At 62.0% G+C, this 9,187-nt stretch carries 10 protein-coding genes; 3 read left to right on the top strand and 7 right to left on the bottom strand.

The genetic code is table 11. The annotated features are described in order from the left end of the window. Window positions 1–917, bottom strand: a 917-nt coding sequence (gene denD, locus B3873_RS12125; RefSeq protein ID WP_286866320.1) for a D-erythronate dehydrogenase, incomplete at its 3' end; no start/stop codon positions are given. A 142-nt stretch (window positions 918–1,059) separates the two neighbouring features. On the opposite strand from denD, the gene B3873_RS12120 reads away from it, so the two are divergent. Then, a complete protein-coding gene (locus B3873_RS12120) occupies window positions 1,060–1,899 on the top strand; it encodes a FadR/GntR family transcriptional regulator (protein ID WP_286866319.1) in 840 nt (279 codons plus the stop codon). A 228-nt stretch (window positions 1,900–2,127) separates the two neighbouring features. Here B3873_RS12120 and B3873_RS12115 read toward each other — a convergent pair whose 3' ends face one another. Continuing rightward, window positions 2,128–2,703, bottom strand: coding sequence for an elongation factor P (locus B3873_RS12115; RefSeq protein WP_017451702.1), 576 nt, complete (start codon window positions 2,701–2,703; stop codon window positions 2,128–2,130). Window positions 2,704–2,824: 121 nt separating this feature from the next. After that, entirely contained in the window at window positions 2,825–4,018 is a 1,194-nt protein-coding gene (gene earP / locus B3873_RS12110) for an elongation factor P maturation arginine rhamnosyltransferase EarP (protein WP_286866316.1), read from the bottom strand. A 131-nt stretch (window positions 4,019–4,149) separates the two neighbouring features. Here earP and B3873_RS12105 point away from each other — a divergent pair, with 131 nt between their 5' ends. Further along, on the top strand, window positions 4,150–4,635 hold the full coding sequence (locus tag B3873_RS12105) for a MarR family winged helix-turn-helix transcriptional regulator (RefSeq protein ID WP_034331832.1): 486 nt from the start codon (window positions 4,150–4,152) through the stop codon (window positions 4,633–4,635). Window positions 4,636–4,874: 239 nt separating this feature from the next. Then, window positions 4,875–5,309 (top strand): organic hydroperoxide resistance protein, encoded by a 435-nt coding sequence (locus tag B3873_RS12100; RefSeq protein WP_039785041.1) that lies wholly within the window; start codon window positions 4,875–4,877, stop codon window positions 5,307–5,309. A 113-nt stretch (window positions 5,310–5,422) separates the two neighbouring features. Here B3873_RS12100 and B3873_RS12095 read toward each other — a convergent pair whose 3' ends face one another. The 4 genes from B3873_RS12095 to B3873_RS12080 all read right to left on the bottom strand — a co-directional run bounded on the left by B3873_RS12095 (window position 5,423) and on the right by B3873_RS12080 (window position 9,054). Then, window positions 5,423–5,944 carry a DUF2867 domain-containing protein gene (locus B3873_RS12095; RefSeq protein ID WP_209535333.1) on the bottom strand — a complete coding sequence of 174 codons (522 nt, stop codon included), beginning with the start codon at window positions 5,942–5,944 and terminating at the stop codon, window positions 5,423–5,425. A gap of 113 nt (window positions 5,945–6,057) precedes the next feature. Beyond that, a complete protein-coding gene (gene cydX / locus B3873_RS12090) occupies window positions 6,058–6,228 on the bottom strand; it encodes a cytochrome bd-I oxidase subunit CydX (RefSeq protein ID WP_008330178.1) in 171 nt (56 codons plus the stop codon). A 36-nt stretch (window positions 6,229–6,264) separates the two neighbouring features. Then, window positions 6,265–7,404, bottom strand: a complete 1,140-nt coding sequence (gene cydB, locus B3873_RS12085) for a cytochrome d ubiquinol oxidase subunit II (RefSeq protein ID WP_286866310.1) — start codon at window positions 7,402–7,404, stop codon at window positions 6,265–6,267. Between the two features lie 27 nt (window positions 7,405–7,431). Then, complete coding sequence (locus B3873_RS12080) at window positions 7,432–9,054, bottom strand: cytochrome ubiquinol oxidase subunit I (protein ID WP_286866308.1); 1,623 nt, start codon at window positions 9,052–9,054, stop codon at window positions 7,432–7,434. Window positions 9,055–9,187 lie beyond the last annotated feature (133 nt).

Raw genomic sequence — 9,187 nt, 5'->3', positions numbered from 1 at the left:
ACCGTAAAGCCCAGCGCCTTGGCGCGCTTGGCTTCGAAGGCACCGGGCCAGGAATTGACGATGCGTTTGATGGCTTCGTCTTCCTTCCATTCAATCAGCTGCACCACTTCCTTGCCGGCGACTTGTTCCAGGGCCTCGACCATGTCCTTGACGGTCACGCACAGGCCGTCGATGGAGAGGAAGCGGGCCAGGCCCAGGTCAGCGCCATTGATTTCATGGCCGTGGATCAGGTTGGCGATGGCCTGGCGCGGCGACATCAGCCACATGCGCGTATCGGGCGTGACCGGGCAGACCGAAGGCTGGCCATTGAGCGGCTCGCGGATGATGCCGGAGGCGAAGCTGGAAGCCGCCTTGTTGGGCGCGCCCGGACGCACCGAAATGGTCGGCATGCGCAGCGCACGGCCGTCGATGAAGCCCTTGCGCGAATAATCCTGCACCAGCAGTTCGCCCATGACCTTTTGCGCACCGTAGGAGCTTTGCGGCATCAGCAGGGTGTTGTCGGGGACCACCGCCGGCAGTTCGCCGCCGAACACCGCCACCGAACTGGTGAAAACCAAGCGCGGCTTGGTGCCCAGGGCACGGGCGCGTTCCAGGATGACGCGGGTGGCGTCGAAGTTGATCTTCATGCCCAGGTCGAAATCGGCCTCGGCGTGGCCGCTGACGATGGCGGCCAGGTGGAAGATGGACTGCGTCTCGGGCGTGATGACGCGCTCGATCACGGCGGCGTCAGCGATGTCGCCGGTGACGGCTTCGATGCGCGGATCAGTGAAACCCTGGGCCGGTACCACGTCCAGCAGGGTGATGCGCTTGATCTCTTGCGGCTGGCCGTCGCGGCCGGTCAGGGTGCCGCGCTGCAGCAGCTGGCGCGCCAGTCGGCTGCCCAGGAAGCCGGCGCCGCCGGTAATGACGATATGCATGTGTTCTCCTCGTGATCTGTCGTCGGAATAGGGGGGATATGAACGCTTGAGCGAAACCCGTGCAGCGCATTATAGCGGAAGTTGTAATACAACTTTGAGAATATGAAACGGAAGTCACAAAAGCCGATGCCTGCGCGGTATCATGCGCGCCATGAAGACTTCCTCCTCCTCCTCCAGGCCGCAGGCGTCGGCGCTCGCCTCCATGGCCGCTGCCGCGCGCGGCAAGACCACGCTGGCCGACCATGTCACCAGCGTACTGGCACAGCAGATCCGCAGCGGGGAATTCGCCCCGGATGCGCGTTTGCCTTCGGAGATGGAGTTGACCGAACGCTTTTCGGTGAGTCGCACGGTGATCCGCGAAGCCATTTCACGGTTGAAGTCGGAAGGACTGGTCGGCTCGCGCCGGGGCAGTGGCACGGTGGTCCTGCCGGTGACGCAGGCCACGCCATTCCGGCTGGACCTGAATATGGATGACGGCCGCGACTCCATCCAGGCGGTACTGCGGGTGATCGAATTGCGGCGCGGAGTGGAAGGGGAGATGGCCGCGCTGGCGGCGCAGCGCCGCACGCGCGCGCAGAACCTGGCGATCCAGCAGGCCTTGCAGGCCATCGATGCAGCGGCTGCGGCGGGGCGCGATGGCGTGCAGGAGGATTTCGCCTTCCATGCCGCCATTTCCAATGCCTCGCACAATCCGCTCTACACCTCGCTGGTGCAGTTCCTGAGCCAGTTCCTGCATGCTGCCATCCGCGTGTCGCGCATGAACGAAGCGCGCAGCAATGAGTTCGTGCAGCAGGTACGCGCCGAGCACGCGGCGCTGGCGCAAGCGATCAACGACGGCAATGCCGAGGCTGCGCGGGCAGCGGCCTTGCGCCATATGGAGCAATCGGCACTGCGCCTGCAGGCGGCTGACAAGGCCTTCTGGGCCAGCGCGGAAGGACAGGCGGCGGCGCGGGACCTGGCGCGGGTGAGGAGTGGAGGTTGAGCGGGACAGCGGGCAAACTGTCTACCCGTTCGCCCTGAGTAGACGCGCAGCGTCGTATCGAAGGGTTCACTGGCCGTGAAACTGCGCTGCGCCCCGTCGGCGCGCCTTCGATACGCGGCGATGCCGCTACTCAGGACGAACGGTCAGTGGATTGCCCGGCAAACAGGTATTAAACAGGCATAAAAAAACGCTGCACCAGGCAGCGTTTTTTATTGGCATCGGCGACGATCAGCCGCGCACGACCTTCTTGTACTCGTTGGTGCGGGTGTCGATTTCGATGTCGTCATCCTGGCTCACGAACAGCGGCACCATCACGGTGATCTGGTTGGCTTCGATGGCGTTTTCGATCTTGGCTTCCTTCAGGACGTTGCCCGAAGTGTTGCCCTTGACGGCCGGTTCCGAGTAGGCAACCTTGCGCACGATGGTGGTCGGCATTTCGACCGAGATGGCCTTGCCGTCGTAGAAGACAGCTTCGCACTGCATGCCGTCCTTCAGGTAGCCGATGGCGTCGCCCATGTTCTCGCCTTCGATTTCGTACTGGTTGTACTCTTCGTCCATGAAGACGAACAGCGGGTCAGCGAAGTACGAATAGGTCACCGGCTTCTTGTCCAGCACCACGACGTCGAACTTGTCGTCGCCACGGAAGACGCTTTCCTGCGGGCTGTTGGTCAGCAGGTTCTTCATCTTCCACTTGTAGGTGAAGCCGGTACGGGAAGAACCGTTGACGTCCGAGCGCAGGACGATCATGGGCTTGCTGTCGACCATAATGATGTTGCCGACGCGGATTTCTTTTGCAAATTTCATAGCGATGTGTCGTGAAAAGTAGGTTTTTTCAAACTGTCAGTAGCCCACTGGTAAAACTTCTAAAACTTCACCGCAAGCCCACGTACGATTGAATTCCAAACTGCGTTAAAACGGTAGCCCGCTATTTTAACCCATTTTCCGTGCTCTTCCACTCTTCCAGGGCGAGCCGGCGGGCGAAGCCGAGCAAATTGTCCATCCAGTCGCCATTTGCCAACAGCTTCTGGACCCATTGTTCAGCCTGGCCCGACAATGCCGGCAGTTCGGCCTGCAGGGCCAGCCAGCTTGCCTGCCAGTCAAGCTCGCCCGGATAAGCGCCGTTCCAGGCCCGGTTGAGGTCGATGACGGCGGGCGTGGCCGGGTCATAAATCTTCAGGAAGGCATTGAGCTTGGTGTGGTGCAGGTTCTTGTCCTGGTGATAGATGTTCCAGACGAAGGGGCGGCCGGCCCATTGGGCGCGTGCGAAGGAATCTTCACCGCGCACGAAATTGAGGTCGCAGCTCCACAGCAGGCGGTCGTAATCGGTCTGCGCCACGAAGGGCAGCACACGTACCGTCAAAGCATCCTGCGTGGCCACCGTTCCGGCGTGCGCCGGTGCGCCGAGGAAGGCCTCGACCGCTGCGCGTCCCACGCCTTCCGGCACCAGGCAGGTAACCGGAGCGGGCGAGGCTTGCCAGGCCGCAAACAATTCGGCAATCGGGGCATAGTCGTAGCAGAACAGCGAGACCTTGCAGGCCTGCGCTTCGGCCGCAGTCACGCCCAGCCCGGCCAGGAAGGCCGGGCCTTCATTGTTGGCCAGGAAGGCCTGTCGCCGGGCTTGCAGGTCGGCTTCGAAGCTGAGCCCGCCGGTTCGTTCATTGAAGCCAGGGAAGAAGAAATACTTGGTCAGTTTCAGCGAGCGATGCGGGGAGGGCAGGGTGTGGCAGCCCTCGACCCAGGCTTCGGCGGACAAGCCTTCCAGGTTGAACCAGACCGGCTTGGGCGAGCGCTGCGCCATGGCTTCCACGTAGCCGGGCGGGATCTCGCAGCCGAAGAATTCAATGACGATATCGGCCACATCGTCCGGCGTGAACAGGCCGTCCTGGCCGCGCCAGTGCTGCACCGTCACGCCGCTGATCTCTTGCGTCCCGGCCAGCGTGTCCACCGTCGGCCAGATGCGCCGGAAGCTCACCAGGTCATCCACCCACAGCCGCACCGCGAGCCCTTGCTCATGCGCCAGCTGCCGCGCCAGCCGCCAGCAGATGCCGATATCGCCATAGTTGTCGACGACCTTGCAGAACAGGTCCAGGGAGCGCAGGGGATTGGGGTGGGAATTCATCGATATGCAGGAAAATGCGGATGCAGGCCGCATGATACCGGCTTGGCGCAGGGACCGACGAAGCGAAATGAACAACAACGACAAATTTTTTCAAATTAAATAGCTTGCAATTCAATTTTGAGCAGTTTAATATGCAGCACATGGACAAGACGCACACCACGAATCTCCCGGACGCACTGATCGACGAAGCCCTGCTTCTCGACAACCAGCTGTGTTTTGCGATGTATTCGGCGTCGCTGGCCATGACCAAGGCTTACAAGAAAATCCTGGCCCCGCTGGAGATCACCTATCCGCAATACCTGGTGATGCTGGTGCTGTGGGAAAAGGATGGCGTCACGGTCTCGGAACTGGGCACGCGCCTGTTCCTGGATTCTGGTACGCTGACACCGCTGCTCAAGCGCATGGAAAGCATGGGTTTGCTTCACCGCAACCGCGATGCTGGCGATGAGCGCCGCGTGGTCGTGAGCCTGAGCGATGGCGGCCGCGCGTTGCGTGAGAAGGCCAAGGCCGTACCGCAGCAGATGAGTTGCATGCTGCCGGCGCTGGACCAGATCAAGGCGCTGGTGGTGGAGCTGAAGCAGGTCCGCAAGGGCCTGATCGATGCCGAAGATGAATGAAAATGTAACAAGCTTTGTGTTTTATATTGTGCGCAATAATATAGGTAATTATTTATATCGTTGATGCAGCCGAACTGAATATCGCAACATCAGCAGCACCAGAAACATCGGCAAGACCGCAAGTGAAGCAGCAAGAGATTGGCAAGCCAGTGATGACCGAAAGTGAATCTTTAGGCATCACACCCCTCGAACGAAACCCGTCAAGGGTGACGACAACCTGAACTTTGAAAGGAAATACCATGCCTTCGAACAAGATTGAAAAAGCCCTGTACACCGCCACCGCTACCGCCACTGGCGGCCGTGAAGGTTCGGCAAAGTCCTCCGACGGCGTGCTGGACGTCAAGCTGTCGACCCCCAAGGAACTGGGCGGCGCCGGTGGTAACGGCACCAACCCGGAACAGCTGTTCGCGGCCGGTTACTCGGCTTGCTTCCTGGGCGCGCTGAAGTTCGTCGCCGGCCAGGCCAAGGTGGCCCTGCCTGCGGATGCCAGCATCACCGGCAAGGTCGGCATCGGCCAGATCCCGGGCGGTTTCGGCATCGAAGCCGAGCTGAACATCTCGCTGCCGGGCATCGACCAGGCCGTGGCGCAAGATCTGGTGAACAAGGCCCACCAGGTGTGCCCGTACTCCAACGCCACCCGTGACAACATCAACGTCACCCTGAACCTGGTGTAATGCCTGCAGGCCGGGCGGGAGCCGATGTGCTTCCTGCCTGTGCCGGTCAGCATGAAAGAAAACGCCGCTGCGTCCATCCGGTCGCAGCGGCGTTTTCTTTCATGGAGCGTGGATCAAAGCGCCGGACGTTCCTCCCGCAGCACCCCCAGCAGCAAACTGCGCGCGATGCAGCGATGGAAGGGCATGATCGCTGCCAGGTAGGCCTTGCCCAGCAGGCGTTTGGTTCGGACCACGGTGGTCACGGTGAGCCACTGGCCTTCATCTGCCGCCTGGCCGGTCGCGGCCGGCGACTTTTCGACGCACAGCCGGAAATCCAGGTGGCGGTCGTCCAGTCCCATCACGACCCTGGCCGGTTCCGCCAGCAGCAGGGGAAAACCGGCCGGCCCGCCGCCGTGGTCGCCGGCCTGCTTGAGGCCCAGCGGTGCCATCAGGCGATCGCGCAAACGGATCAATGCGCTGACCCAGGCGGGCTGGGACGCCATCATGCGGGCCGTGATCTCGGTCGTATTCAATTTGGCCAGTTGCGGCGTGAGGCGGATGCGGTAACTGTCGGCAAAACCGGCACCCGGCAGCAAGGCCCAGTGGCGCGGCGCGGGCGCGACTTCTTCGGTGTGCGAGGCAGGGGAGGCAGGCATGATGGTCTCCAGGCAAGTTGAAAAAAAAGGCCGGCAGCGACGCTGCCGGCCTTGCTCGTGCGATCACTCGATCACGTGATCACGTGATCACGTGAGGATGCGATCCCCCGAGCCTACCTGCCGTTGCGCCGCTGCTTTTCCGCCGCACGGGCGCTGGCGAAGCGCTCGTGGGTTTCCTCGGCCTTGCGGCGGCCGAAGGCGTAGTTGGCTTCCAGCCACATGACGTTGATGATGCCGAAGGCCAGGGCCAGGCCGATACCGAGTATCCAGGCGAAATACCACATGATGTTCTCCTCGTTGCAGTTTGCGATTGCGCGTAATCAATACGCCGTGTGTTCGTTCTCGTGGATGTCGAGGGCGGTGACCTTGCCCTTGACCACGCGATAGACCCAGCCGGTATAGACGATGATGAGCGGCAGGAAGATCAGCACCATCCAGAACATCAGGCCCAGGGTCTTGTGGCTGGAGACCGAATCCCACAGGGTCAGGCTGCTCTTGGCGTCCAGCGAAGAGGGCATGACGAAGGGGAACAGCGACATGCCGGCGGTGAGGATGATGCCGGTCACCGACAGCCCGCTGGCGATGAAGGCCAGGCGCGCACTGCGCACCAGCGCCAGCAAGGCCGCCAGTACCGCGCCGGCCACGCCCAGCGCCGGGAACAGCTTGGTCGCGGGCCACTTGGCGTAGTTGTCGAACCAGGCACCGGCGACCACTTCCACCGTCTTGGCCAGGGGGGTGAAGGCACTGTTGGCGTCCGGCATGGAGGTGATGCGGTAGCCCGGCATCTGGGCCACCCAGAAGCCGCCGGCCACGAACAGCAGCACCGTCACCAGCGCCGCACCGATGACGGTCTTGCGCGAACGCTCGCCCACGGCGGCCTCGGTCTTGACGAAGGCGAAGGCCGCACCGTGCATCAGCAGCATGGCCACCGACAGCAGACCAGCCAGCAGGCCGAAGGGGTTCAACAGGGCGAAGAAGCTGCCGGTGTATTCGACCCGCATGGTGTCGTCATAGTGGAAGGGCACGCCCAGCAGCAGGTTGCCGAAGGCCACGCCGCAGATCAGGGGCGGCACGAAGCCGCCGATGAACAGGCCCCAGTCCCAGGCATTGCGCCAGCGCGGATCGGCCACCTTGCTGCGGTAGTCGAAGCCCACCGGACGGAAGAACAGCGAAAACAGCAAGATCATCAGGGCGATGTAGAAGCCCGAGAACGCCGTCGCATACACCAGCGGCCAGGCCGCGAAGGTGGCACCGCCGGCGGTGATGAACCAGGTCTGGTTGCCCTCCCAGGTGGGGCCGATGGAATTGATCAGGATGCGCCGCTCGGTGTCGTTCTTGCCGGCGAAGGGCAGCATCATGCCCACGCCGAAGTCGAAGCCGTCGGTCAGGGCGAAGCCGATGATGAGTACGCCGACGAAGGCCCACCAGATCAGCTTGAGTGTTTCGTAATCGAAGATCATTCTGCTTTCCTCATTTCTTCTGGTGGCTTAGTGGCTGCCGGCATTGGCCGACGGATTCAGGGGCAGCGGCAGGACATCGCCAGGGCTCTTTTCATGACCCTTGGTTTCCCAGTAGTACTGGCCGGTATGCAGGCTGCTGGGGCCGAGGCGCGCGTACTTCACCATCAGGATCATCTCCACCACCAGCAGGAAGGTATAGAACAGGATGAAACCGGCCAGGCTGAAGTAGAGGCTGCCCGGCTGCAGCGAGGAGGCCGACAGGTGGGTCGGCAGGATGCCGGCAATGGTCCAGGGCTGGCGGCCATATTCGGCCACGATCCAGCCGAGTTCAGCAGCGATCCACGGCAGCGGAATCGAGATCACGGCCAGGCGCAGCAGCCAGCGTTGCGGCGCCAGCTGCTTCTTGGCCAGGAACCAGAAGGATGCCGAGAAGATGAACAGGAACAGGAAACCCAGCGCCACCATGCCGCGGAAGGACCAGAACAGCGGTGCGACCTTGGGGATGGTGTCATTGACGGCCAGGCTGATCTGTTCGGGCGTGGCATCGACCACGTTGTTGGTGTACTTCTTCAACAGCAGGCCATAGCCCAGGTCCTTCTTGAGCTTGTCGAATTCCGCGCGGGCTTCGGGGGACTTGTCGCCCGCCTTCAGCTTGGCCAGCGCCGCATAGGCCAGCATGCCGTTGCGGATGCGTGCTTCGTGTTCCTTCTTCAGGTCCTTGATGCCCAGCACCTGGGTATCGGCCGAACGGGTGGCGATCAGGCCCAGCACATAGGGAATCTTGACCGCGTAGTCGGTGCGCTCTTCCTTGTCATTGGGCAGACCGAACAGGGTCAGGCCGGCGGGGGCAGGGTGGGTATCCCACTCGGCTTCGATGGCGGCCAGCTTGACCTTGTTGACTTCACCGGCGGTATAGCCCGATTCGTCGCCCAGCACGATCACCGACAAGGTCGCGGCCAGGCCGAAACCGGCCGCCACCGCGAAGGAGCGCAGCGCGAAGGCGGTATCGCGGGCCTTGAGCAGATACCAGGCCGACACGCCCAGCACGAACATGGAGGCCGTGACGTAGCCAGCGGCCACGGTGTGCACGAACTTCACCTGCGCCACCGGATTGAAGATCACGTCGGTCATGCTGACCAGCTCCATGCGCATGGTCTCGAAGTTGAATTCCGCGCCGACCGGATTGTTCATCCAGCCATTGGCGATCAGGATCCACAGCGCCGACAGGTTGGAGCCCAGCGCCACCAGCACGGTGACGATCAGGTGCTGCTTGCGCGAGAGCTTGTCCCAGCCGAAGAAGAACAGGCCGACGAAGGTCGATTCCATGAAGAAGGCCATCAGCCCTTCGATGGCCAGGGGCGTACCGAAGATGTCGCCCACGTAGTGCGAGTAATAGGACCAGTTGGTACCGAACTGGAATTCCAGGGTGATGCCGGTGGCCACGCCCATGGCGAAGTTGATGCCGAAGAGCTTGCCCCAGAAGCGGGTCATGTCCTTGTAGATCTGGTTGCCGGTCATGACATAGACCGACTCCATGATGACCAGGATCCAGGACAAGCCCAGGGTGAGGGGGACGAACAGGAAGTGATAGAGCGCCGTAACGGCAAATTGCAGCCGTGACAGCGAGACGACTTCATCGATGGGAACCATGTTGTGTTACTCCGTTTGTTGTTTGGCGGACAGGTCTTGGTGTTGGTACTGCTGTTGTGCGGTGGCTGGCTGCGGCGTGGTGAAAGACAGCATGCGCTGCTCCACCCGCTGTACCGGCATCTGCATGTGCTTG

The sequence above is a fragment of the Herbaspirillum sp. UBA812 genome (genome assembly GCF_002296545.1).
Classification (GTDB): Bacteria; Pseudomonadota; Gammaproteobacteria; order Burkholderiales; family Burkholderiaceae_D; genus Herbaspirillum; species Herbaspirillum huttiense.
Note: the sequence above shows the minus strand (reverse complement) of the source record. Positions and strands in the feature narration are given on the sequence as shown.